General features: G+C 70.8%; 22 protein-coding genes. 6 read left to right on the forward strand and 16 right to left on the reverse strand.

The window, feature by feature from the left end:
- Nucleotides 1-152 precede the first annotated feature (152 nt).
- From AB0881_RS06435 to AB0881_RS06500, 14 genes are all read right to left on the reverse strand, one after another.
- A complete protein-coding gene (locus tag AB0881_RS06435) occupies nt 153-1,283 on the reverse strand; it encodes a nitronate monooxygenase family protein (RefSeq protein ID WP_366614741.1) in 1,131 nt (376 codons plus the stop codon).
- A gap of 21 nt (nt 1,284-1,304) precedes the next feature.
- Nucleotides 1,305-1,604: a hypothetical protein gene (locus AB0881_RS06440; RefSeq protein WP_366614743.1), complete on the reverse strand. Its 300-nt coding sequence runs from the start codon at nt 1,602-1,604 to the stop codon at nt 1,305-1,307.
- Between the two features lie 14 nt (nt 1,605-1,618).
- A complete protein-coding gene (locus tag AB0881_RS06445) occupies nt 1,619-2,749 on the reverse strand; it encodes a MaoC family dehydratase N-terminal domain-containing protein (RefSeq protein ID WP_366614744.1) in 1,131 nt (376 codons plus the stop codon).
- A gap of 24 nt (nt 2,750-2,773) precedes the next feature.
- Nucleotides 2,774-3,991 carry a cytochrome P450 gene (locus tag AB0881_RS06450; RefSeq protein WP_366614746.1) on the reverse strand — a complete coding sequence of 406 codons (1,218 nt, stop codon included), beginning with the start codon at nt 3,989-3,991 and terminating at the stop codon, nt 2,774-2,776.
- Between the two features lie 16 nt (nt 3,992-4,007).
- Entirely contained in the window at nt 4,008-4,238 is a 231-nt protein-coding gene (locus AB0881_RS06455; RefSeq protein ID WP_366614748.1) for a ferredoxin, read from the reverse strand.
- Nucleotides 4,235-5,137, reverse strand: coding sequence for an SDR family NAD(P)-dependent oxidoreductase (locus AB0881_RS06460; RefSeq protein WP_366614749.1), 903 nt, complete (start codon nt 5,135-5,137; stop codon nt 4,235-4,237). The genes AB0881_RS06455 and AB0881_RS06460 overlap by 4 nt, the downstream gene beginning before the upstream one ends.
- A gap of 24 nt (nt 5,138-5,161) precedes the next feature.
- On the reverse strand, nt 5,162-6,061 hold the full coding sequence (locus AB0881_RS06465) for an SMP-30/gluconolactonase/LRE family protein (RefSeq protein WP_366614750.1): 900 nt from the start codon (nt 6,059-6,061) through the stop codon (nt 5,162-5,164).
- Between the two features lie 25 nt (nt 6,062-6,086).
- The gene (locus AB0881_RS06470; protein WP_366614752.1) at nt 6,087-8,435 is read right to left on the reverse strand and encodes a CoA transferase; all 2,349 of its coding nucleotides are present in this window, start codon (nt 8,433-8,435) and stop codon (nt 6,087-6,089) included.
- A gap of 424 nt (nt 8,436-8,859) precedes the next feature.
- Nucleotides 8,860-9,072, reverse strand: coding sequence for a hypothetical protein (locus AB0881_RS06475; RefSeq protein ID WP_366614755.1), 213 nt, complete (start codon nt 9,070-9,072; stop codon nt 8,860-8,862).
- Between the two features lie 4 nt (nt 9,073-9,076).
- Complete coding sequence (locus AB0881_RS06480; RefSeq protein ID WP_366614757.1) at nt 9,077-10,240, reverse strand: amidohydrolase family protein; 1,164 nt, start codon at nt 10,238-10,240, stop codon at nt 9,077-9,079.
- A gap of 16 nt (nt 10,241-10,256) precedes the next feature.
- Nucleotides 10,257-11,153 (reverse strand): SDR family NAD(P)-dependent oxidoreductase, encoded by an 897-nt coding sequence (locus tag AB0881_RS06485; protein ID WP_366614759.1) that lies wholly within the window; start codon nt 11,151-11,153, stop codon nt 10,257-10,259.
- The gene (locus AB0881_RS06490; RefSeq protein WP_366614761.1) at nt 11,150-12,154 is read right to left on the reverse strand and encodes an amidohydrolase family protein; all 1,005 of its coding nucleotides are present in this window, start codon (nt 12,152-12,154) and stop codon (nt 11,150-11,152) included. The genes AB0881_RS06485 and AB0881_RS06490 overlap by 4 nt, the downstream gene beginning before the upstream one ends.
- Entirely contained in the window at nt 12,151-13,020 is an 870-nt protein-coding gene (locus AB0881_RS06495; protein ID WP_366614763.1) for an SDR family NAD(P)-dependent oxidoreductase, read from the reverse strand. Before AB0881_RS06495 ends, AB0881_RS06490 begins: the two co-directional genes overlap by 4 nt.
- 15 nt (nt 13,021-13,035) lie before the next feature.
- A complete protein-coding gene (locus tag AB0881_RS06500; RefSeq protein ID WP_366614765.1) occupies nt 13,036-14,505 on the reverse strand; it encodes a fatty acid--CoA ligase family protein in 1,470 nt (489 codons plus the stop codon).
- Nucleotides 14,506-15,278: 773 nt separating this feature from the next.
- Here AB0881_RS06500 and AB0881_RS06505 point away from each other — a divergent pair.
- From AB0881_RS06505 to AB0881_RS06515, 3 genes are all read left to right on the forward strand, one after another.
- Nucleotides 15,279-15,623, forward strand: coding sequence for a hypothetical protein (locus AB0881_RS06505; RefSeq protein ID WP_366614766.1), 345 nt, complete (start codon nt 15,279-15,281; stop codon nt 15,621-15,623).
- Nucleotides 15,624-16,088: 465 nt separating this feature from the next.
- Nucleotides 16,089-16,724 carry a hypothetical protein gene (locus AB0881_RS06510; protein WP_366614768.1) on the forward strand — a complete coding sequence of 212 codons (636 nt, stop codon included), beginning with the start codon at nt 16,089-16,091 and terminating at the stop codon, nt 16,722-16,724.
- A gap of 605 nt (nt 16,725-17,329) precedes the next feature.
- Nucleotides 17,330-17,470 carry a hypothetical protein gene (locus AB0881_RS06515; protein ID WP_366614769.1) on the forward strand — a complete coding sequence of 47 codons (141 nt, stop codon included), beginning with the start codon at nt 17,330-17,332 and terminating at the stop codon, nt 17,468-17,470.
- Here the strand turns inward: AB0881_RS06515 and AB0881_RS06520 are convergent, their stop codons facing one another.
- Nucleotides 17,471-17,962 (reverse strand): nuclear transport factor 2 family protein, encoded by a 492-nt coding sequence (locus AB0881_RS06520; protein WP_366615028.1) that lies wholly within the window; start codon nt 17,960-17,962, stop codon nt 17,471-17,473.
- 824 nt (nt 17,963-18,786) lie between these two features.
- Here AB0881_RS06520 and AB0881_RS06525 point away from each other — a divergent pair.
- The 3 genes from AB0881_RS06525 (at nt 18,787) to AB0881_RS06535 (ending at nt 22,423) form a co-directional block, all read left to right on the forward strand.
- The gene (locus AB0881_RS06525) at nt 18,787-19,347 is read left to right on the forward strand and encodes an RNA polymerase sigma factor (protein WP_366614770.1); all 561 of its coding nucleotides are present in this window, start codon (nt 18,787-18,789) and stop codon (nt 19,345-19,347) included.
- The gene (locus AB0881_RS06530) at nt 19,340-19,654 is read left to right on the forward strand and encodes a hypothetical protein (RefSeq protein WP_366614771.1); all 315 of its coding nucleotides are present in this window, start codon (nt 19,340-19,342) and stop codon (nt 19,652-19,654) included. Before AB0881_RS06525 ends, AB0881_RS06530 begins: the two co-directional genes overlap by 8 nt.
- A 429-nt stretch (nt 19,655-20,083) precedes the next feature.
- Nucleotides 20,084-22,423 carry an NACHT domain-containing protein gene (locus tag AB0881_RS06535; RefSeq protein WP_366614772.1) on the forward strand — a complete coding sequence of 780 codons (2,340 nt, stop codon included), beginning with the start codon at nt 20,084-20,086 and terminating at the stop codon, nt 22,421-22,423.
- Between the two features lie 428 nt (nt 22,424-22,851).
- On the opposite strand, the gene AB0881_RS06540 is transcribed toward AB0881_RS06535, so the two are convergent.
- Entirely contained in the window at nt 22,852-23,718 is an 867-nt protein-coding gene (locus tag AB0881_RS06540; protein WP_366614774.1) for a LysR family transcriptional regulator, read from the reverse strand.
- Nucleotides 23,719-23,746: the final 28 nt, after the last annotated feature.

A 23,746-nucleotide genomic window follows, 5' to 3' on the forward strand; every position in this document is an offset into this window, starting at 1 on the left:
CTGGGAGCATGTGCCGACGCATCGAGCCTAGGCGCCGTAGCCTAGCCGCCCGGCGAAGCCGTCCGTTCTCCGGGCGGTGCGCCGCGAGACGCCAATGACGTCAAGGACGTCGAGAGGCAGGCGGGCGCCCGCCCATCCCGTGGCGGCGGATTTCACCCCTCGGTGAGGGCGTCGAGTTGTGCGCTCATCCTCTGGAGGGTCTCCAGGTACTCCTCGACCATGCCGAACACGATGTCCCTGGCGGACTGGACCCGCGTCATCCGGCTCACGACCTGGCCGATCGGCCCGCCCACGAGTTCCTGGACGCCGGCCCGCTTGGCGCGCGCGGTGTACTCGGCGTACAGCATGTACTGCAGCGGCATCGGCAGGGCGCCCGGGCTCGCGGGGTCGTCCCACGCCTCGGTCCAGGCCGTCCGGATCTGCCGGTTCGGCTTGCCCGTCTGGGAGGTCGAACGGACGGTGTCGGTGGACGTCATGCCCAGCAGCCGTTCGACCTCGTGCGGCTCGGCCGGCGCCTCGCGGCACGTCAGCCAGATCGAACCCGTCCACACGCCCTGCGCGCCCAGGCTCATGGCGGCCGCCATCTGCCGGCCGGAGCCGATGCCTCCCGCGGCGAGGACCGGCACGTCGCCGGCCGCGTCCACGACGTCGGGGATCAGCACCATCCCGCCGATCTCACCGGTGTGCGCCGCCGCCTCGTACGACTGGCAGATGACGACGTCCACGCCCAGCTCGACGTTGCGGGACGCCTGGTGGGGCTTGCCGACGAGCGCCCCGACCTTGGTGCCGCGCTCGTGGGCGCGGTCGACGAGCCAGGCGGGCGGCGGCCCGAGCGCGCTCACCAGCAACCCGTGGTCGTGGTTCAGCACGACATCGATCTGCTCCTCGCCGCCGGCCGCAGTGAATCCCGCGGTCGTCCAGTCCTGGTGACCGTTCGACTCCGGCAGCGGCGGGACCTCGTACCGCCGCATCAGGTCCTCGGCGTAGTCCCGGTGCTCCTTGGAGATCATCGCCTCCAGCCGGTCGCGCATGCCCTCGGCGTCCTTCAGGCCGGCGTCGCGGTCGGCCGTGCGCACCGGCGCCACGATGTCGACGCCGTACGGCCGTCCACCGGAGTTGGCCTCCAGCCAGCGGAGTTCCATGTCGATCTCTTCCGGCGACATCGCCACGATGCCGAGCACGCCCATACCGCCGGCGCGGGACACGGCGGCGACGACGTCCCGGCAATGGCTGAAGGCGAAGATGGGGTACTCGATGCCCAGCTCTCGGCACAGCTTGTTCAAGGGTCGTCCTCCAGGTGCGGGTCAGTCGGATGCGGGGAGCGCTTTGGCCGCCTTGACGGCCAGCGGCCGGTCCCCGACGCTGAGGCCGCCGGCGCCCGCCTTCGTGCAGAGCAGTTCGAGGGTTCCGGTGTCGTCGGCGTAGCGTTTGCCGATCAGCAGCGGTTCACCGCCGGCGGTCTCGCGCGGCGGACCGGACGCGCCGGCGGCGGTCATGGGTTCTCCTCCGCAGCGGAGGTCGACGTCACCGGCCGGTGCGCGGACGACGACGACCTGGGCCTCCGACACGGCGCTGTTCAGCTTCAGACCTGGTCGTAGTTGCATGAAGGGTTCCTCGGTCAGTTGTAGACGCCGGGCTCGGTCTCGGAGGGTGGCGCGAACAGCGGGTGATCGGCCGTGATGGTGCCCTGGCCCGGGAGCCGGACGGTCACGACGGCATCGGCCGTGACGGCACCGGCATGGTTGACGTTCTCCACCGACACGTCGGCCAGCGTTCCCTCTGTTCCCTCGCGGTACGTGCGCAGTACGGCGCCCCGGACGGTGTTGGTGTCGCCCACCAGGTTGGGGCGCCGGAGCCGGGCCTTCGCCCGCACCGGCGTGCCATGATCGCCCATCCAGTCGGTCACCGCCTGGAGGAGCCAGCAGATCCGCTGGGGCCCGTAGTCGAACGAGGCGGCCTGCGCCCTTGCGGCGCGCGCGTACTCGGGGTCGGCGCGGCCGCCGGCGCCCATGTCGATGGTGCCCTCGTCGACCTTCCGGGAACGCCGGGTGCTGAGCGCGCCGTGCGCGAACAGGTAGAGCTCGGTCGTGGTGTAGGTGCCCTTGGGCAGTTCGGGGATCGGCTCGCCGCCGGCGACGGACTCCCAGTAGCGGGGCTCGGCTCCGCGGCGGACGCGTTCCCACACCAGCGGGTCCGGCGCGATCCTCGGCGCCGAGCCGTCCTCGGCCAGTGACGACTCGACGCCGGTGCCCTGGTTGGGGAAGCGGAGCATCTCGTTGGTCAGCGTCGCCACCAGTTCGCCGCGCGAGTTCCAGTAGTCGGTGGTTCCCGTGCAGATCAAGGCCTCGCCCGTCTGGCGGGTCCTGGTCCGCCGGATGCCGGACGGCGTCTCGATGCTCCGCAGGCGGTCACCGAGCCAGATCGGCCGGTGCCATTCCGCAGTGGCGCCCAGGTAGAGGATCGTGAGATCCCGCATCGACACGTCGGCCTCGGGGATGTGTCCCCAGATGGAGGCGTTCGCTCCGAAGTTGACGGAGAAGAGGAACCCCGGCGGCGCGACGAGATCGTGGTTGGGCCCGGCTTCGGCGTACGCACGGTCGCGGTAGAGCGGGTTGTAGTCGCCGGCCCCGTCGGCGTAGCGGGACAGCCATTCCTCGGTGACCGTACGCCAGGGACGGGGCGGCATCGGTTCTCCGAGCCGTTCCTTGTAGGCGGCCTCGAACTCGTCCAGCGTGGTGATCTTCGGCATCAGATATCCAGAAAGTGCATCGGCTCACCAGGAGACCGGGAAGGCGTTGATTCCGGCGGTGAGGAACTCGGACGCGTACTCCGGCTCGCCGGCCGCCTTCAGCGTCGGAAAGCGGCGGAACAGGGAGCCGAGCGCGACCTGCATCTCCATCCGCGCGAGCGGGGCGCCGAGACAATGGTGGACACCGTGGTTGAGGGTCAGGTGCGGGTTGCGCTCCCGGGCGACGTCGAAGCTCGCCGGGTCCTCGAAGACCGCCGGGTCGTGGTTGACGCTGGACGGGTCCAGCGCCACGCATTCGCCCTCCCTGATCAGGGTGCCGTCGATCTCCACGTCCTCGGTGGCCACGTACGGGACGAGCGAGCCCAGTCCCCCCGCCTTCTCACCGACGGCGAAGTGGCCGTGCCGGAGGACCTCCTCCACCGCCGTCGGGGCCACCGCATCGATGTCGGCCAGGAGGGCCTCCTTCTGGTCCGGGTTGCGGAGCAGGGCCAGGACGCCGAGGTTGATGAAGTTGGCCGTGTTGTCGAAGCCGCCGATGATCAGCAGCATCGCGATGGGCAGGATCTCCTCGTCGGTCAGCGATTCGTCCTTGTCGCGGGCGGTCGCGAGGGCGCTGAGCAGGTCGTCGCGCTGCTCGGCGCGGCGCTCCGCGATCAGCTCGGACATGTACACGTGGAGCCGGGCGCCCGACTCGATGATCGCTTCCTGGGTCATCCCCGACGTGGCCAGCGTGGACTTGCTCCACTCGATGAACCTGTCCCGGTCCTCGGCGGGCACGCCGAGCAGCTCGCTCAGCACCCGGATCGGCAGCGGGAGCGAGAAGTGCCCGACCAGGTCGGCCGGCGAGCCGTGCTCGGCCATGCCGTCGAGCAGCTCGTCGGCGATGCGCTGCGTACCCTCGCGCAGCAGGGCGACCCGGCGGGCGGTGAACGCCTTGGCGACGAGCCTGCGAAGCCGCGTGTGGTCCGGCGGGTCGGCGAACTGCAGGGTGCCCTTAAGGAAGTCGGGGAACGGGACGAAGAACGGGACGTCCCGCTCGCCGCGCGCGAACGGGCCCCGGACGAACTTGGAGCTCTCCAGCATCTGCCGGGCCGCCTGGTGGCGGTGGATGACCCAGCCCTCTCCGCCGAACGGGAAGTCCACCTTGGTCATCGGCCGGTCGGCGATGACGTGGCGGTAGTTCTCCGCGGCCTGTGCAGGGGCCGTCGGCGCGAAGGGGTACTGGGCGGCGATCTCGGTCATGGCTGTCCTTCGGGCTTCAGTTTCCGGGTTCGATCTCTTCGCCCGTCGCGTCGCGCACGACGATGACGGACACCGGGCACGACTCGTAGGCGTCGGCCACGCTCTCCGACGGGCTGACGTTTTCGGTGCGCGCCCGCGCCTTGCCCTCGGCCATCTCGAACGCGTCCGGCGCCACGGAGACGCACATCTTGTTGCCGATGCAGACGGACCGGTCGACCTCGATCGTCCAGTCGGCTCCGGTGTTCACGCGCCGGCCGCCGGTGTCGGCAGCATCAGCTCGGCGGGTTCGACCCGGTCCACGGCGAGGATCTCGCCGAGCCGCTCGGCCACGGTCTCCGGCGTCAGACCCGGGTCGGAGATCCCGGCGGTGCTGCCGACCACGAGCCTGGACACGGCACCGCCCGCGACATTGAAGACCTCGCCGGTTACGGCGCAGTCGTCATGGGCCAGATAGGCGGCGACGGGGGCCACCATCGACGGCGGCATGTGCTCCTTCATGAACTCGGCGGTGCCGGGCGGCAGCGCGTCCTTGGCCTCGTCCATCATGCGGGTGCCCGCGCCGGGCGCGATGGCGTTGACCCTGATCCCGTGCGCGTGCCCGGCCACCGCGAGGTTGCGGGTGAGCCCGTACACCGCGCCCTTGGCCGAGCCGTAGTGCACCATGTCCGGGACACCGAGCATGGCGGCGGAGACCGTGTTGACGATGCGGCCCTGCCCGGAGGCGACCAGGTGGGGCCACGCCGCGCGGCTGACGCGGACGCTGCCGAGATAGTGGACGTCCAGGAAGTCCTGGTACTTCGACGCGGGCAACTCCAGCCACGGCCGGACGGAGTAGATGCCGGCGTTGTTGACCACCGCGTCGAGGCGGCCGAAAGCCGAAATCGCCGTGGCGACGATGGCCTCCGCGCCCTCCTCCGTGGCCACCGACGCGGTCGAGGCGACGGCCCGCCCCCCGGCCCCGGTGATCGCCGCGACCGCTTCGGCGGCCGGGTCCTCGTCCCGGGGCGTGCCGTCGACCGCGCCGCCGAGGTCGTTGACCACCACGGCCGCTCCGCGGGCGGCGAGCAGTTCCGCGTACGCCCGGCCGAGGCCGCGGCCGGCTCCGGTAACGATCACCACGCGGTCGGTGAAGTCCAAGCGGGTCATGGGATCTCCTCCTCGTCTGGTCGTTCAGGGACGGGCGGCGCCGCCGGACACCGGGACGCGCGCCGTCCAGATGGAGCCCTGGCCTTCCTTGCTCGACTTGTCGAAGTCCATGACCTCGAAGCCGCAGCAGACGTAGAGCGTGCGGCGGTCGTCCCCGCCGAGCCCGCACGCGGTGGTGCTGCCGGCCTCGGCCTGCGGCGCGGTCACCTTGGCCAGGACCTCGCCGCCCTCGCGTACGCGGAGCACCTCGCCGCCGGCGGGGAAGGCGACCCAGACCGCGCCCTCGCCGTCCAGGCACAGCCCGTCCGGGATCGGCGGGATCTCCGCGAAGACGCGGCGCCCGCCGAGGGTGCCGTCCGCGGCGATGTCGAACGCGGTGATCCGGTCGGCGAAGACCTCCGCGGTCACCAGCGTCCGGCCGTCGGCGGAGATCGCGATGCCGTTGCCGCACATCAGCGGGCCCGCCTCCGCGGCGATCCGCGCGGTGCCGTCCGGCTCGACGACGATCAGCGGCGACTCCTTCGGCTCCTCCCCCGCGTAGAGGTCGAAGCCGAGCTGGGTCACGTACGCGCGGCCGTCCGCGTCCACGACCATGTCGTTGATCGGGCCGGCCGCGAGCTCTCTCAGGTCGGCGTGGACGCGGGCACTCGTCCCGTCGTGGACCAGCACCAGCCGTTCGAACATCGAGTTGACCAGCATCCGCCCGTCCGGCAGGAACCCGGTGCCCACCAGGACGATCCGCTGCCCGTCGACGGCGTCCCGGCCGGACAGGTCCAGGTACGTCTCGGCCTTGCCGGCGTCGTCAAGGGTCAGGACGCGCGCGTTGTACATGTCCGAGAAGTAGAAGCGGCCGTCATGCCAGCGGGGGCACTCGGTCCAGCTGAATCCGCCGGCCAGCCTGCTCGCCGGAATGTCGTCTGCCATGGGGCTCTCCTCGGGTTGGGTGGGGTCACAGCCCGGCGGGCCTGTCGCCGACGGCGTTCCGTTCGGCGAGTTCGTCGATCCGCTGCCGGGACAGGCCGAGTTCCTTCTCCAGTACCTCGCCGTTGTGCTGGCCCACGGTCGGCGGCGCGAGCCGGGACCAGGAACCGATCCGGCCGAGCCGGAACGGCAGAACGGGGATCGGAACGCGCCCGTGGACGGGGTGGTCGACGTCTTCGAAGTAGCCGCGGGCGGCGACCTGGGGGTGCTCGTGCACGAACCGCTGGTCGACGACGTGCGCCGCCGGGACGCCCGCCGCGAGCAGGGCCTCCGCCGTCGCAGCCACGTCCCGTCCCGCCGCCCAGGCGCGCAGGTCCTCGTCGAGGCGGTACCGCTGCGCCCACCGCCCCGCCGGGCTCGCCAGCGCCGCGTCCGTCCAGCTCTCGATGCCGGTGAAGGCGGCCAGCGCGCGCCACTGCTCATCGGTCACCACGGAGACCGCGAGCCACTGCTCCGTTCCGGCACCGGCGTAGACGCCTTGCGGAGCGTGCCCGCGCGCATGGTTGCCGTCGCGTTCGAGCAGCGTGCCGCAGGCGGTCCACTCCACGACCTGTTCGGCGGTCATCGTCAGCGCCGCCTCCACCAGCGGCGCCTCCACGAGCAGACCCGTACCGGTGCGCTCGCGGTGCCGGAGGGCGGTGAGCAGAGCGAACATCGCGTTGGAGCCGCCCATGGGGTCGGCGGGACCGCTCGGATTCACCGGCGGGCCGTCCGGATACCCCGTGCGCCAGCACATCCCCGAGTACTGCTCGACCGTCTGCGCGAACCCGACCATGTCCTTGCGCGGACCGGTCAGCCCGAACGCGGGCATCCGCAGCATCACCGCCCGCGGGTTGATCTCGCGGACCCGGTCCCAACCGAGGCCCGCGTTGTCCAGCACCCTGGGGGCGTAGTTCTCCAGCAGCACGTCGGCGTCGGCGATCAGGCGCTCGACGAGCTCCCGCCCCTCGGGGTCGGTGAGGTCCAGCGTCACGGCCCGCTTGTTGTGGTTGGCGCCGAGATAGACCCAGCTGTACTCCCACCACCGCGGATCGCGGGTGAGGGTGCCGCCGAGCATGCGCGCCCCGTCGACCCTGCGGGTGGCCTCGACCTTGATCACGTCGGCGCCGAGCGAGCCGAGCATCGTGCCGGCGAGCGACCCGACCCACCAGTTGCCGAAGTCGACCACACGCAGCCCGGCCAGCGGCAGGTCCCCGGCGCCCGTACCACCGCCCGTGCTGTCGCCCGCGCCGCCGCTGCTCGGCGCCGCGAAGCCCGCCGTACCGCGGGGTTCGGGTGCCGGGCGGGCCGACGCCGGGCGCACGCCGTCGAACAGGAAGGGCACGGCGGGGTGCCGGAAGCGCCCGGACGCGTCGTCGACATAGAAGCCGCGCGCGACGACGTGCTCGTCCTCGACGATCGTCGCGGCGCTGTGCACCGGCGCGCAGGGGATGCGGAAGTCGCGGGCGGCCTGAACGATCTCGGCGACGGTGCGGGTCCGGCTCCAGGCGCGCACGGCCGCGGAGAACTCCTCGGCGCGCCGGTAGCGGCCCTCGAACGTCTTCATCTCCTCGTCGTCCAGCCAGTCGGGGCGCTCGATCAGGACGACGAAGTCCTCGAAGTTCTGGGCCGACGCGAGGTTGAACCCGACCCAGCCGTCCGCGGCGGGCTCGACCGACGGGACGAGCCTGCGCCGCTGCACCACCGGGTCGCGCGAGTCGCCCCGGAGCGTCGCCGCGACATCGGCGAACATCGTCGCGGCGTAGGTCGTCACTTCGAGCAGGGACACGTCGGCGATCTCACCGGAGCCGCCGGCGAGGGCGGCGAGCCCGGCGGTCGCGGCGAACGAGCCCGCCACCCACAGCTCCTCGCCGCCGCCCAGGGCCAGCGGGTGGCCCGCCGGTTCGCCGCGGTGGCTCAGCGATCCGGACTCGGCCTGCACCGTGAACTCCGTCCACGGCCGCCCGCTCCCCGCCCACGGGCCGGTCAGCCCCCACGGCGTGATCGCCACGACGACCGCCCGTTCGGCGAGCCGATCCAGCAGGGCGCCATCGGGCGCGTCGCCGGCCTCGACGATCACCAGGTCCGCGTCCCGGGCGAGCTCGGTCCAGTCACGCCCGCTCGATGACTTCCCGGCGGCGAGGAACGCGAAGAGGGGAGCGTCCGCGCCGCGCCGGGCGCGTTCCCGCAACGGGTGCCCGCCTTCGGGCTCGTACAGCAGGACTTCGGCGCCCACGTCAGCGAAGAGTTTGCCCGCATAAGCGCCGGCAATGGTCGTGGAGACTTCGAGCACCCGCATTCCGGCAAGAAAGCCGGACCCGCCGGAAGTGGAGTTCATGCGCCGCCCCTTGTCTGCACCGAAGAAGCGCGGTCATGACAGCGATCGTGCCGATAATCGTCATGCGACGGCCGCGCTTTGAGGTGAATCTAGGCGGCGGCCACCACCCTAGGAAGTCGGCATTCTGCTCAGTGGAACGCGCGACTCTGACGGCGACCGCTCTACGCTTCAATCCAAAGAGGACGGCCGTGAGCACGCAATAGAACGAGAAGGCCGATAAGGGCGACACCGCCGAACTCGCCTTCGAATATGTCCGTCAAATCGTCGGCGATAGCGCTCCCGAGGAGAACCCCTTCACCCGACTGGACGGAGGCCGCGCCCTCATCGGGCGGCCGCCGCTCGCGGTGTCCGGGCTCGGCACGGTGACGCTCCGCGCGGAGACGCCGTTCACGGAGCTCGTCGGGGATCGCTTCGGTACGGCGGCTCAGGTGGCCAGGCGCGCTCGGCTCGCCTCCAGAGCGCTCAGGCGCCGTTCGAGCAGCTCAACGGCGCCCGGGTCGGCCGCCGGGCTTGCGCGCAGTTCCTCCAGCGCGGTCACCGTCTCCGCCTCGGCCTCGGCCAGCCGTTCGAGCGCGAGCTCGCGGGTGAGGAGGTCCTGCTCGGTCCAGTCGGAGGCCCCGGCCCGTCTCTCGTTCATGCGGTCAGCCGGCCTTCCCACTCTCGTGGAAGTCGAACAGCTCGCGCGTGTTCAGCTCGACGATCCGGTGCACCTCGTCATCGGGGATGTCGGCGAACACCTTCTCGGCGTATCTGCGGCTGTGCGGCCAGTAGGAGTCCGAGTGCGGGTAGTCGCACTCCCAGGTCATGTTGCCGATACCGATGTCGTGCCGGTTCTTCAGGCCCGCGACGTCGTCGATGAAGCAGCCGTAGATGTGCTTGCGGAACAGGTCCGAGGGACGAACGTCCTTGACCACGTTCTGGTACCAGCGGTGCCGGTCCCAGGTGCCGTCGATGCGCTCCAGCAGGTACGGGACCCAGCCGACGCCGCCCTCCGACAGCGCCACCTTCAGCCGGGGATGGCGGTGGAACACCGGCGAGAACAGCAGGTGCGCGGTCGCCGACATCGAGTTGGTGCCGTACAGGGAGATCGTCACCGCGTACGGCGCCTCGGGCGCGGTGGCGGGCGGCGAGCCGGAGGAGCCGAAGTGCATGCACAGCGGCATGTTCGTCTCCTCCGCGACCGAGAAGACCCGGTCCCAGTGGTCGGTGTAGATCGAGGGGAGCCCCAGCGGGACGGTGTTCTCGGGGAAGGTGATGCCCTTGGCGCCCTTGGCCGCGCAGCGGTGGATCTCCTCCACGCACAGCCCCGGGTCCCACAGCGGCAGGATGATCAGCGGGATGAACCGGTGCGGCGCCACCGCGCACCACTCGTCGATGACGAAGTCGTTGTACGCCTTGACGCAGGCGAGGGCGAGGTCGTGGTCCTCGCTCTCGGCGGTGAAGAGCGCGCCGGCGAACCGGGGGAACGAGGGGAAGTTGGCCGCCCCGTACACGCCGTCGAGGTCCATGTCGACGATGCGGGCCGCGGGGTCGTAGCAGCCCGGGATCATGTCGGCGTAGCGGACGGGTTCGACGCCGTACTCCTCCGGCCGCTTGCCCGCGACGGCGTTGAGGCCGATGGAGGGGAACCGCTTGCCCTCGTAGTGCCACACCTGGATCGGCGGGCCGCCGGTCGACGAGGGCTCGTCGAGGATCCGGGGCCCGCGCTCCAGGTATTTGCGGGGCAGCCGGTCGGTCCACACGCTGGGGTGCTCGATCAGATGATCGTCGACCGACATGAGCTTCATCCACGGTTTGAGGGGCATGGTCTCGGCCTCCCGTTCACGCTGTGAGGTAGGGGGTGAGGTAGGGGGTTCGGAGCCGGTCAGGGGCGATGTCGCCCGGTTGCCAGCCGGGGACGAGCGCGCGGCCGTCGAGGGTGCGCACGGGGCGGCCGAGCTCGACGAGCAGCGAGAGGTTGTAGGCGACGCGTCCGGTGAGCTTCTCCGGATCGCCGGTGCACAACGCGAGCGCGGCCTCGGCGAGGGTCTCCTCGGGTTCGGAGTTGTCGCGCCGGACACCGGCGACCGAGAGCGCGTTGTCGGTGGCGATCTGGTACTCGGGCGCGAGCGCGTTCACGGCGATGTGGTCGTCGTAGAGCTCCATGGCCGCGCCGGTGGTCATCCGGTCGATGAAGGCCTTGGTACCGCCGTAGAGCGTGGCGCCGTTGGTCGGGTTGTCCTTGAACGGCGGTCCCTTGCGCGGGCCCGCCTGGGATGAGGAGATGTTCAGGATCCAGCCGGCTCCCCGTTCCCGCATGCCCGGTACGGCGGCGGCGGCGAGTTCCCAGGCGGCCCACACGTTCGTCTCGACCGCCTCGCGGAACGCCGCCCTCGTCATGTCGGGGAACCGCAGGTCGAAGTGCCGTGCCGCGGCGGCGTTGTTCACCACGATGTCCACGGGGGCACCGAAGCGCTCCCGGGCGAGGTCGAGGATGTGGCTCCGGTCGGCCGCGGGCGCGCCGAGGTCGAAGGCGATGGCCATCGCGCGGCCTCCGTCGGCCGTGATCCGCGCGACCGTCTCGTCGAGCGATCCGGTCAGGGCGCCGTCGCCGGGCCGCAGCGTTCGCGAGACCGCCGCGACCGCGATGCCGTCGGCGGCGAGCCTGCGCGCGATGGCGCGGCCGATGCCGCGGCTGGCGCCCGTGACGACCGCGACGTGCGGCCGCTCCCGGGTCACGTGCCCAGCCCGGTGATGCGGCGGAAGTTCCGCGCGGCCAGGTCCGCCCGCTCGTCGTCGGTGAGCGGCAGCGTCCGCAGTACCTCCAGTTCGGCGTCCAGCCGCTCGTGGCTGGTCTCCGGGATCACGCCGGGTCGGGCGCGGAACCAGAGGTACTCGCTGATCACCCAGTTGCTGCCGAACAGGATCCGGTCGGTGCCGATCGCGCGCAGATGCGCGGCCATGTCCTCAGGGCTCACGTGGCCTTCGGCCACCTCGATGAGCCGGAGCGAGACATCGGTGTGGACGCCGGGGAACGTGTTCGCCAGCTCGACCACCTCGGCGTCGGCGCCCTGGCCGAACGTGCGGTCGTGGCCCAGGTGGGCGAAGATCAGCTTGAGCTCCGGGAAGTCGCCGAGGGCCTTGGCGTAGTGGCGGGGACGGCCGGGCATGAACCCGGCCGCCTGGGTCAGGATCGGCACTCCGGCGGAGGCGCAGTAGTCGAAGACCGGCCACATCCTCGGGTCGTCGCCCTCGGTGCCGTGGTTCATCGGCACGTGCTTGACGCCGAGGGCGCCCCTGCGGATCCCGTTCTCCACCTCGGCCAGCAGCGTGTCCTCGTCCATGAGCACGGGGTCCACGCCGACGAAGCAGCTCAGCTGCGGATCGCGGGCGGTCTGGTCGAGCGCCCAGGTGTTGTTGTCCTGGACGCGCCGGACGATGCGGCGCCGCAGTCCCTCCTCTTCGCGGGCCCGGTCGGCCGGGTCGTCGGGCAGGATGCTGCGGCCCTGCCGCCAGTACACCCCGGACCAGGTGAACATCAGGATGTTCATGTGCGAGATGCCGGTCGCGGCCCTGACGCGCTCGGCCTCGTCCGGGGTTCCGAAGAAGCCGGGCTTGTCGGGCAGCCCCATCGCCGCGCTGAACCGCAGGAGATTGCTGTAGAGGTCGCAGCTGTGGTCGGCGGTCCGCAGGATGTGGTTGTGGCAGTCGATGATCTCCAGATCGGCCGCGCCGCTCATGAGGGGCTCCCGATGTCGCTCAGGGCCGCGGGCTTGAGCGCTCCCACGGCCGGCCGCCGCGTGGTGTGCGTGATCCCTCCGTCGGAGACCACCGAGTGCCCCGTCATGTACGAGGAGAGGTCGGAGGCGAGGAACACCGCGACGCCCGCGGTCTCCTCGGCGCCCCCGAGCCGCCCCTGCGGCGTGGCCTCGGCCGCCTTCCGCATGAACTCGGCCTGCCCGGGACGGCGGGAGGTGGGGGTCTCGCGCCCGGCGCGGTCGATGTCGTGCGTTCCGGGCACGACGCAGTTCACCCGGATGCCGTACGGCGCCAGTTCGAGTGCCACCGAGCGGGTCAGGTGGAGCACGCCCGCGTTCGCGGCGCCGTAGTGCGAGACCGACGGCGCCGCGGTCACCCCGCTGGTGGAGCCGAAGTTGACGATCCTTCCCGGTACCCCGTCGCGGATCATCGCCAGGGCCTCGGCCTGCATGCACAGCATCGCGGAGGTGAGGTTCAGCTCGATGGGGCCGTTCCACTCGGCGAGGTCGTAGTCGAGGAACGACTTCGGGGTGGTCGCGCCGAGGCTGCCGACGCCGTTGACGGCCACCGTGATCGGGCCGAGCCCGGTCCGGGTCTCCTCCACCATCGCGCGTACCTGCTCGGGGACGCGGACGTCGGCGCCCAGCGCGATCGCCCGGCGCCCGAGCGCCTCGACCTCCTTGACGGTCCGCGCGGCGTACTCCTCGGCGATGTCCACGACGGCGACGTCCGCCCCCGCCTTGGCCAGCGCGATCGCCGTCGCCTTGGGGATACCGCCGCCGCCACCGGTCACCAGCGCGACCGCGCCGGTCAGCCCGAGCAGCTCCGCGGCATGATGGTCAGCCATCTTCGTGCCTCTCTTTCAGGTGAGCCGGCGCGCCAGCTCGCGGCGCAGCAGCTTTCCGGTGGGCGTGTAGGGAAGGTCGGCCTGGAAGACGACGTCGTCGGGGGTGCGTGACGACCTCAGGCGGGCGCGCACGAACGCGCGGACGTCGTCCGGCTCCGGTGCGGCGCCGGCCACCGGCACGACGACGGCGACGATCCGCTCGCCCCATTCGTCGTCGGGCATCCCGAGCACCGCGACCTGGTGCACGGCCGGATGCTCGGCCAGGACGTCCTCGATCTCCGCCGGAGCGATGTTCTCGCCGCCCCGGATGATCGTGTCGTCCGCGCGGCCGTGGACGAACAGGTAGCCGTCGCCATCGAGGCGCCCCCGGTCGCGGGTGGGGAACCAGCCGTCCGCGTCGAGGACGCTGCCCGTCCCCCGGTACTCCCCCGAGACCTGCGCGCCCCGCACCCAGATCTCGCCGACCTCGCCGGGCGCCAGCCGCCTGCCGTCACCGTCGCGGACCGCGCACTCGACCCCGGGCACCATCCGGCCGACCGAGCCGAGCCGTTCGACCGCGACCGGGTCTCCGGCCAGGGCCGCCCGGTGGTCCTCGGGCCCCAGCACCGCGATGGTCGAACTGGTCTCGGTGAGGCCGTAGGCGTTGACGAAGTCGGTGCGGGGGAACGCGGCCAGGGCGGCCCGGAGCACCGTCGGCGGCATCCGCGCACCGCCGTACGCGATCGAACGGAGCGACGGCACGTCCGCCTCGGCGCCGGCCAGCTCGTCCACGATCCTGGCGAGCATCGTCGGCACCACCATCGCGTGCGTCACCGCGTCGTCCCGCACGAGGTCGAGCCAGCCGCGCGGGGTGAAGTCGGGCAGGTAGGCCATGCGACGGCCCGCGTAGAGGTTGCTCAGCACGGAACCGACGCCCGCGATGTGGTACGGCGGCACGCTCACCAGGACGGCGTCGTCCTCGTCCGCGGCACCGAACTCCACGGTCTCCAGCACGTAGCTCAGCAGGTGCGCGTGCCGCAGGACCACCCCTTTCGGCCTTGCGGTCGTACCGCTGGTGAACAGCACCACGGCCGGGTCGTCATCGGCCGCCCCAGGCGCCGGCGCGGGCTCGGCGGCCGAAGCCGACCCGATCCAGTCCTCGGACCGCGCGTGCGCGGACACCTGGCCGGCGAACGCGCGGTCCGCCACGACGTACGGGCGGTCCAACTCGCCGACGAGCGAGGCGATCCGCTGAGCGGAGAGCCGGTAGTTGATCGGCGTCAGCGGTAGCCCCGCCTTCGCCGCGGCGAACACCAGCGACGGCAGGACCGGCCCGTTCAGCCCGATGTGGACGACGCTGCCCGCCCCCGCCGCTCCGAGCACGGCCGCACCGCCGTCGGCCACGCGGCAGAGACCGGCGAACGAGAGCCCGCCATCGCGCCCGCCCAGCGCGATCCGCTCTCCGTGAGCGTCTCCGGCCATGTCCAGGATCAGCTCGATTCCCATCTGATCAGCTCCAGTCCGGCTCGACGTAGGGCAGAGCGATACGGACCGGCGATCCCTCCAGGACCCGGAAATCCGCTGGCAACTGCACTGTTTCCTCCTCGATCGGCCGGCGCACGGCTCACCTGTTTCGCGCTCGACGAAAGGCCGCATCGCGGTCGTGTCCGCCCCGCAACGAATCGCCTCGGGGCCACGGCCGCGCGGCGTCGGCCCGGCCTCACGACCGCACGAGGTTGATCCCGGCCGCACGCTCCCAGCGGTGGATCGGCCGTCCTGTGTCGAGCTCGAACTCGAACCGGCCCGCCATCTCGAACCAGGAAATCGCTCATGTACGGCAGAAGCCGCTCAGTACGTTCGGGTTTCCGGAGCCGTCCGCGAACACCGCGAGCCTCGTACCGGAGGCGTTCGCACCTCGTCCATCCCACCAGGCGTCATAGGCCCTCCAGATCCGTCCCCACCACGCTTCGCTTGTCATCGTCCGGACCCGCGCACCCCGGCGGAAGCCGCTCGTCCACTGACTGGAACCGCCCCGATCACGCAGGCCTCACCCGCGCACGCCCTGTGCGAGCGCAAGTCCCGCACGACCGAAGCAAAGGCCACTCTGGCCGCTCCATATCCCGCAGCGACGAGCACAGCCGATCGCAGCCCCTGCGGGACTGGTCATGGCTTCGCAGGCCTTTCGAGCGGATGCTTCGTACGCGGTCGGGGCCAGCTCGAGCCGTTCCAGTGGCCTGATCCGGCCGCCGCTACCTGCGCGGGGAGCGTGCCAGGCTTAGATGCTGCGGGTGAACAGACGATGGATCGTGCTGGCCGGCGGAGTGGCGTTGCTGGTGGCGTTGCTGATCGGGCTCTACCCGGTGAACGCATCTGCGGGACTGGGGATGCAGGTGGATTGCGGGTCCGCGCTGCGCCCGAGAACCACTGCGAAATTCATCTCTGTCGGGAACGACATCTCCGGGATCATCGCTGCCACCGCACAGAGATTCGAAGAGGCATGCGAGTCTGCACGGGCCCAGCCGAGGTTCTTGGGGCGCGTGGCCGGGTTCGCGGGTATCGGGCTGTTGATCGTCGCGGTGTCGCTGCGACGCCGGCTGCAGGACGGGGACGTTGCTGGTCCCTGACATGCGAAGACCCGGCGCGGCGGTCGAATCGTTTTCGGGCAAGGGGGTGCCCACGCACGGAGTGGTTAAGAGAGCTGATCTTGTCAAGCGCCGGAGCCATTTTCCGGCGCGGCGGCGCCGCATCGGGCGCGCCTCATGGAGCTTGAAGGCGGCGACGACATCGATGAGGAGTTCGCCGGTCTGCTCGTCGGTCAGGGATGGCAGGTCGCCGTCCTTGGGCCAGGTGCGGAACGTCTCAGCCGAGCGCCCGGCGTATTCAGCGATGACCCAGATGGGGCGGTAAGCGCCTGGCCAGGCGCGCAGCTTACGAGATCCCGTCATCACTCCATTGCGCGGTGCGCGACAGCGAAATGCACGCACCGGTGATCGCGGCACAGCGACCGCTTGACGGCACGGGTGGCTGCCCTGTTGGCCGCTACCGGCTACCAGCCGTTGTGAGCAGGGCGTCTACGGCACGCTGCCAGCGTGACCCCGATGACCATCCGCTGGGCCTGGCGGTGGTGTGCCGTGTTGCTCGGCGCGGCGCCAGCGTTGTTGCCGGGCGCCTGCTCCTCCGGGGGCGCGCGGCCAACCGCGACACCGCCAGCGACGGCCACTTCGGCGGCCACCGCGCCCAGCACGCCGACGAGCCCGCCTGGCCCGCTCCGGCTGAAGCAGCCATTCACCCTGTCCAATGATCCGTTCCCGGTCACGGCGACCGCATTCGCGTACCGGCAGCCGTTGCCGAGCCGGTTCCCGCCGGACCGCTCCGGGTACGTGTTCGCCGGTCTCGATGTGCGCGTCTGCATCGAGGCGGGTCCGGGACCGGTGGGCGTGTCCTGGGAGCCGTGGTCATTGACCTACGCAGACTCGACCATCGCCGAGCCGGTCAGCGCCTGGTCGGACGATTGGTTCTCGGTGCCGCTGTTCCCCGGCGAGGGGTTCGGCAAGTCTGTACGGCCCGGCAAGTGCGTGCGCGGCTGGGTCATTTACGAGGTGCGCAAGAGCGCGCCCCGAGCTGGCGGAGTACGCGCCGACCGGCGCCGACGGCGATCCGATCGGAAACGGGCCTTCCTGGAGGCTGTGAACCACGCGTACCATGGCGCGTTGACTCCTCACTGAGGTTGTCAATCTGCGATGGAGGCTGGCGGGGTCTCACCAGGCGCGAGCCTGTTCCGCCAGCCTCCTGCTGTTCGTCGCCTTGGCCGCGTGATGGGCGGTTGACCGCCCTGGCGGTACGCCGGGGCAGCCGGTCTGTTACTGCTTGGTCCTGCGAGCACCCTGGATGAGCTGCAGCCGGGTGCGGATCTACTGCTCTGTACGAGATGGCTTCGATCTTCCATTCCTCGTAGTCCTCCTCTCGGCGGAGGTGAGGGCCTGCTCACGTTGGCTCAGCGGCATCGCTACAGACGGCACTCAGCAACACGCCCGGTACAGGAATGGGGCTGGACGTGGACGGAACGACACCGGGGCAGCACCAGAGGAACCGGCTTGGCATGATCGCGGCGGGCTCTGCTTCGGAGCTTAGATCCGAGGCCCTTTTCCGACCTTGAAAGTCGTTGAGGGAATCAACCAAGGAGCCAACGCCGAAGCCTTCCGAGCGGGGTCGATCACTTGTATTGGGGACGGTCACGGTGGTTGAGGCCGAGCGCCGGCTTGAGCTACGCCGGTTCCGGGCCTTGCGGGGATGGGGTATGACGCTCTCGGAGTTCACTCGGGAAACCGGGTTGAACAGGCCCACTGTGCGCAGTACCCGCAGGGGACGGCCCGCTGGTGGCGCCTCGCTGCGCCACTGCGAAGTGAGCGCCATCAACGGCCCCGGCTACCGCCCCGCCGCCGTCAACTCCGAGATCGCCGCGGCCGGCTGATCACACCGCCGGATCCTCGCTCTCCCATTGCGGACCCGCCGAGCCACAGGCTTCGGCTATGGCAGCCGGATCCCAATAGAAGGGACGGCATTCGAGCATGCGCCCATCCCGAACGCTGATCAGCTGCAAGATCAACGTCTCCACCTCGCGGCCAGTGGCCCGGGCACGGAACCGGACCCGATTGCGCACCACCACGGTGTCCGCATCGCCCCAGTGCTGCTGTTCCAGAAACTCCATCGATTCCCAGACCTCACTGAACAGGGCCAGGAACCGCTCCATGCCGTCGCGTCCCCGCCACGTCCCGCTTCCTGTGAACGGCAGGCCCGGAGCCTGATGCAGCACCACTTCCGGATCCAGACACGCGGCCGCCTGCTCGTAGCTCGCCTTGCCATGCCCGCCTGCGGCCACGTACGCCGCCTCTGCCGCATAGAACTTCTCCATGACCGCCCACGCATCGCCTGACGCCTGTCGGTCTTCCGCCGAAGATCCCATGGTCGCCACCCGCTCCTCTCACCGGCAACGACCTGGAAACCCCGCCCCACCGGACTTGGTTGCAGCGAGCCGACGTCCAATCGCTCCAACGGCGGCTCTGCACGTCCATCGGCTCTGTCGCTGATCTTGTGATGGTGGACCTCGGTCTCGAACCAGGATCCGTTTCGGAGAAGATCGAAGTTGGCGCGCCCCGTAGCCGTCCCTCTTAATCCGCTCGACTCTTGTGTTCTGGCCCTCGGCCTCCCCCGCGGGACAGGGCACTGACAGCCCCGGCGGTCACCGCATCTCGGTCGGCGACAGGCCATCGGCGTACTGGACACCAGGTGGGCACGTCGCTGCGGCGGACGGCGTCGAACCAGGCACAGAGGCAGTTCCTGCGCAGGTCGCGCGTCATGGTGGCGAAGGCGCGGACGGGCCAGGTGGCGGCGTCCGCCTCCAGACAAGGCTTACGAGATCTCCTTGTGGGCGCCGCTGCGTCGTCGGACCGCAGGGCGTCGGGATGACTCGTGATCCATCGGGTAGCCGTCCGAGGCCGTGGGATCGGCCGAGCGGGAGCGGAGCCACCGCGTCGTTCTTGCAGAGCCGCACATACTGGTGAACGGGGTCGCGCTGCCACGGCCGGAGCAACTGCTCAACGTACACAGCTCATCGGTCTTGGAGGCGGGTGAATCCTTTGAACGAGTTCGCTCCTCTCTTAGGTGTGCCGACAACAGCGTCGGGACAGGACCGGGAGGTTGTCATGATCGTTGGTGCCGCTCTGATCGGCGTGGCCGTGCTCGTCTGCGCGTGCAGTTTCACCGTGCTACGTCGGCGGGGCCGCTCGCGTGGCTGAGGGAACCTGGCCCGGTGAACGGCTCATCGCAGCCGCGCAGGGCGGTGACCTGGAGTCGATCGCCGCGTTGGTGTCCGGCTCGCATCCGCACGTGCGCAGATTCGCCCGCTCGCTGTGCGCGTCGCCCGAAGACGCCGAGGACGCCGCGCAGGAGGCGTTGATCATTCTGTATCGCAAGATCGGGACACTGCGGGCCTCTGGTGCGCTGGCGTCGTGGATGTTCCGCATCGTCCGCAACGAGTGCTTGCGGCGGGCGAAGCTGAGAACGCGGCACCACGAACCGATTCCGGACTTCAGCACGGTCTCGGCCGAGGACGAGGTTCTGCAACGCTTGGAGGCCGGCCGGGTGGCCGCGGCGATCGCCGCTCTGCCGGCCGACCAGCGCCACGTGCTGATCATGCGAGACGTCCAGGGCTACAGCGGGCGGATGGTCGCCGACGCGCTCGGCCTCAGCGTCGCAGCGATGAAGTCGCGGCTGCATCGCGCTCGTGCGGCGGTTCACCACACGCTGCAGGGCCCAACCCACTCGTCCCCAGGAGGCGGCGATGACTGACAAGTCGAGCTTTGCGAGCACCTCGCTGCCTCGGCATCTGCTACGCGGCGCGGTGGGGTTCGGGGCCTTGATCGGTTCGTTCGCGCTGCTGCCGGTGGTGGGGCTCGGCAGCCTCCTGCTCGTACCGATCGGCCTGCTGACGCTACGCGGGTGTCCCACCTGCTGGACGATCGGGCTGGTGCAGACCATCTCCATGGGTCGGTTGCGGCGCTCTTGCACCGACGGGCGATGCGACCTGACCGTCGCCCGACCTGCCCGTCCGAACCAGAGCAACGACAGACAACCCGGCGAATCGGTCACCTCCTAGCCCAGGTTCACGTCAACGGCCCCGCAGAGAAGAAGACGGGCAGCAGATCCGATCCCATGTCGGAACGACAGCTGTGGACGTTGAGCGGCTCTGTCGCAGATCTTGTGACACGCCGTTTCATCTCCACGTATCGAGCGATGCCGTAGTTGATCGCATTCGGAGTGGGTTGAGGGGCTATTCATACCGAGGCGGCGCGATCCCGTTAGCCCGCCGTCATGGTGGCCGCCGCATCCTGCCCTCGCCTGACCGGCATCCCTATATGTCGGCCGCCTGAGCGCTGGCGACCGGTGGCCGCGCCTCCACGCCCTTCCCGTTTCGGGCCGACCGCCGGTTGTATTCGGGCGGGCAGGTATGGAGGGGTCTGGATCTTTGTTGGAAGGTCTGGACCTTTGTCAGCGGTGTGCGGCGCATCGGCGTCAGGATGGCATCGTGGGCAGGGGCAAAGGATGGCGGCCGTGGCTGGCGGTAGTGGCGGCGGTGGCCGGGGTGCTGGTGCTGGCCTGGGTGACCGTCGACCCGGTGATCGGCAAGGGAAAGGCCGGGCTGGAGGACGCGGCGAACCGCGCGCAGCTGACCGGGGCGCTCCTGGCCGCCGCGGTGGCCCTGGTCGGCACAGCGCGGTGGGCCCGGCAGCGCTCCCGCCGGGTCGGCGCCACCGCACCGGCGGCGGACACCGTGGCGCAGGCCAAGCAGGTGCTGGCCGAGCTGGTGGACCAGCAGTGGAAGCAGGAGGCGCGGCTGCGGTCGCTGGACGACCCGGACCCGATCCCGGTCCGGTGGCGGACCCCGGACGCGGCCGAGTTGATGGACCACGCCATCAACATCGACCCGTCCGCCGCACCGCCCGGCGGGCCTGGGGGCGGGCCGGTGCGGTTGTGGTGGGCGGCCTCCAGCGCCGACATCGACTCGCTGGCCGACCGGTTCCGCCGCACCCGGCGGCGCCGGCTGGTGATCCTGGGCGGACCGGGCACCGGCAAGACCACGCTGGCGCTCCAACTGCTGCTGCACCTGCTGGCCACCCGCACCGCCGACGAACCGGTCCCGGTACTGCTGCCGGTGGCCGGCTGGGACACCCACCGCCACCCCCGCCTGCAAGACTGGATCGCCGCCCGGCTCACCGGCGACTATCCGGCGCTACGCGCACCCGAGCTGGGCGCCCAGGTGGCAGCGGCCCTGGCCGGGCGCGGGCACATCCTGCCGGTCCTGGACGGCCTGGACGAGCTGCCCCCACCCGCCCAGACCGCCGTCATCACCGCACTGAACCGCTCCCTGGGCGGCGACGACCAGCTCATCCTCACCAGCCGCACCACCGAGTTCACCACCGCCATCAGCACCGCCGGGGACGTCATCACCTCCGCCGCCGTGCTCGAACCGCGCCCGCTCACGCCCGAGGCCGCCGCCGACCACCTCACCCGCTGCCTGCCGCCCTCCCCCGGACCGGCCTGGCAGCAGACCCTCACCGCGCTGCGCGCCACACCCCCCGCCGACCAGACCCCGCCCGGCCCGGCGCACCGGCCGGCGACGGCACTGGCCGACCTCACCTCCACCCCGCTGGGACTGTGGCTGGTCCGCACCGTCTACACCGCCCCCGGCACCGACCCCACCCCACTGACCGACCCGGACCGCTTCCCCACCCCCGCCGCGCTCCAGGCCCACCTGCTCGACCAGCTCATCCCCACCGTGATCACCACCCGTCCCCCTGCCGACACCCCCGCCGAACCGTTCCGCCCCCGCCGCCGCCACGACCCCGCCCAGGTCCGCCACTGGCTGGGATACCTGGCCCACCACCTCACCACCCAACCCGCCCACGGCGGCCAGGGCACCCGCGACCTCGTCTGGTGGCGACTGGCCGCCACCACCAACGCCTTCACCCCCACCACCCGACTCGTCTTCGCCCTCGTCATCACCCTTGTCCCCGGACTCGTGGGCGGGCTCGTGTTCGGGCTTCCGATCGGGCTTGAGTACGGGCTTGAGTACGCACTCATCGCCGGGGTCCTCGGGCTCTCGTTCGGGTTCCCGCTCGGCCTCGTGGTCGGGCTCACGGCACCGTCATGGGGGCAAGACTCACCCGGATACGCCGACCTGCGCATCCGCCGACGCTCGGCCGCCCTCGCCCGCCACCTCGCGGTCAGGCTCCCGGTCGGGACCGCGGTGGCATTCGCGTTCGGGCTCGCGGCCGGCTTCGCGGCCGAGCTCGCGTACCAGTACGCGTCCGGGCTCTCGGATTGGCTCGGGCTCCTGGCAGCCGTGCTTGCCAACGCGTTCGCGACCGGGCTCCGAGTAGGGCTCGTGTTCGCGCTCTTGTTCGGGTTCCCCCTCACGCTTGCACTGGGGATCATGGCTTGGGCGGCGACACCAGCACCGACCCAGCACGCCACAACACCGATGAGCAGCTGGCGCACCGACAGAAGACTGAACCTGCTCCGATTCAGCACCATCATCGTCGCCATCGCGCTCACGTATACGCTTACGACCTGGCACTTTTTCGGGCCCAAGTTCGCCCCCGACGACGTGCTCATGCTCGGGATCGGGTCCGGATTCGGGCTCCCGTTCGGGCTCGCATTCGGAAACCACCGGGCTTGGTGGGCCTACCAGCTCACCACCTGGAAGCTGGCACGAGCCGGTCACCTGCCACGCCGGCTGATGCCCTTCCTGGACGACTGCCACCGCCTCGGCCTGCTCCGCACGGTCGGCCCCTACTACCAGTTCCGCCACGCCGAACTCCACGACCACCTCGCCGCAACCCACCCACCAGCAAGCCCGACGTAACAACCGGGCCTGTGACCTTTGGTGATAACGGCTGAGGGTTTTCAGCGCTACTTGGCAGGCGTCGTCCTGGCGTTGCCGGTTCGCATCTCTCTTTGGAGAGCGTCGCGTCCACTCGCTGTGGCGCCCCGCTTGTGCGGCCTTGGTTGACGCCCCTGCTGGACGGTCCAGCGGTGTTGAGCGCGGGGTCTGGTGGCGTACTGGGCTGCGGTGCGTGGTGTCTGATCATCTGGCTACAGCCCTGCATGCCCCTGACTCCATCGGCTTCGCCGCCGAGCTCGGCCCGCCCTGGACGAAGTAGTCATGGCTCCGAGCCTTTTCCTCGGCCACGAGGCGTTCCGACCGTCGATCACGCCGATCCAGCTGTTCAACAAGGCCACCGACCCGTTCCTGCGCGGCGTCAAGCCGCACCTGCTCATGCTGTGGACGGGTCAGTCTCCGAAGGCCGCCTGGTGGGCGCCGGCGCAGGTGTGCGGGAGGTCGACCGGTACGACGACGCTGCCGGTGATCGTGGTCTGCGGTGCGAACGGGATCGCCCGCACCCGGGCGGAGCGGATCTCCGCGACCTGGTCGCCTGGCAGCACGGTCCAGCTGCGTGGATTGGCACCGACCTCGACGAGCGTGTCCTGGACCGTCCCGGCAAGGCGGCCGGCCCGGGCTTCGACCCCGGCCTTCCGCATCGCGGCCGTCAAGGCCTCCGGCAGGAACAGGGCGTGCTCCCGTGACGGGATCCGCAGGTCGCCGACGGCGAGATCGGCCGGGTCGATCGTCGCGTGACCGGCGGCCGGGTGCCGCGCGGACACGACCGCGAACAGCTGCTCCGTCCACGTCGGCAGCACCCTCAGCCCGGGCGCCGAACGCACCCCCCGAGCCAGTGCCAGATCGATCTCGCCTCGTCGTACCTCGTCCAGGCGGGCCGCCAGCGGAAGGTCGACCAGCGCGACGTCGACACCGCGCGCCGAGGGGTGCTCGCGCAGCGCGTCAATCCCGCGCTCCAGGCGAGCGCTGAACCCGGCGGCCGTACCGATGCGCATGGTGCCCGCCGGCTCACCGGCGGCGGCCCGGACCCGGTCCGCGGCCGCGAGGGCATCACGCGCCGCGGCGAGCACCCGGTGCCCCGCGGCGGTGAGCCGGACCCGGCGCGGTGAACGGTCCAGCAGCCTGACTCCCAGCTCCCGTTCCAGTTGGGCGATCCGCCTGCTCACCGCGGGCTGGGCGATGTGCAGCCGCTCGGCGGCCCGCCCGAAGTGCAGCTCGTCGGCGACCACGACGAAGTAGTGCAGTGCGCGCAGTTCCACCGAGCCCCCCTCTGTTCTGCGACGATGC

It is taken from the genome of Spirillospora sp. NPDC029432 (assembly GCF_040703975.1).
GTDB lineage: Bacteria > Actinomycetota > Actinomycetes > Streptosporangiales > Streptosporangiaceae > Spirillospora.